The 1,105-nt window shown below is 44.8% G+C and carries 1 protein-coding gene; it reads right to left on the bottom strand.

Translation table 11 applies throughout. The features are described 5' to 3' along the window. Nucleotides 1-26 precede the first annotated feature (26 nt). On the bottom strand, nucleotides 27-1,105 hold a 1,079-nt coding region (locus tag R7M72_RS25580), incomplete at its 5' end, for an HD-GYP domain-containing protein (RefSeq protein WP_318056526.1).

Below are 1,105 nucleotides of genomic sequence, written 5' to 3' on the forward strand. Positions count from 1 at the left end.
AGTAATGATTCAAGCTAAGCACCGATTTAGTCATAGAACGGTTTTGGATCGATTTCTAAAGATGAAGGCGCTATCGCTCTTTCAATTTTGTGCGTACTTGTTTTTAAATCCACCATCGCGACATCAATGTATCGTTTGTACTTACGGGAGTAGAAACATTTCACTTCTGGCTTTAACGCTTGAGATGGATTCGAAGACCACACAATACCCACTCTGCCATCACTGAGTTCCACGATAGAACCTACTGGATACACACCAATGCAGTTGATGAACTTGTAAACCAGATCAGGGTCAAGATGGAAAGGCGTTAGACTGAGCAAAATCTTAAATGCTTCTGCTGAGCTCATGCCTTTTTTGTAGCAACGATCAGCGGTGAGCGCGTCATAAATGTCGACGATACAACTCATGCGACCATGAATCGGAATCTCGTCGCCCGATAGTCCGCGCGGATACCCTGTTCCATCAAGCTTTTCATGATGCATTAAACACACGTCTCGGCTGACATCGCTCAACCCTTTCACTTCAACGATGATCTCGCCCGCGAAGACTTGGTGCAACTTCATGTGCTCAAACTCTTCTGGCGTTAAACGCGCTGGCTTGTGAAGAATTTTATCGTCCACTTTGATTTTACCCACATCGTGAATAATGCCACCAATCGCCAATTGCTTGAGGGTATCTTTGTCTAAGCCTAAGTGTTTGCCGAACGAAACCAACAGACAGGCGACATTTACTGAATGCTCGAGTAAATAAGAATCTTTCTGGCGCAATGCAGAAACACACTGCAAAGCGTCTGAATCAATAAATACACTTTCGATCATGTCATCCGCCCACGATTCAATCTCGTCGACTTGGATAACTTTGCCTTCAAAAGTTTGGTTGAGAAGTTTCTGCGCTAGGCCTTTTGCTTCCGCAATCAGCTTTTTAGCACGCTTGTGTTGGACTTCTCGCGAGCGATACGCACGTTGTACTTTGCTTGATACGGAAAGCGTTTTATCCCCTACTTCGATATCGATAGGTTCTTCGACGGGTTTGAATACGCACTGCTGAGCAGAAAGTGATTGATCAACCCAAACGAATTTCACGCCACTTGCGCGAAGCTTTTTAG

It is taken from the genome of Vibrio sp. YT-18 (assembly GCF_033337345.1).
In the GTDB taxonomy this organism is placed as follows: Bacteria; Pseudomonadota; Gammaproteobacteria; order Enterobacterales; family Vibrionaceae; genus Vibrio; species Vibrio alginolyticus.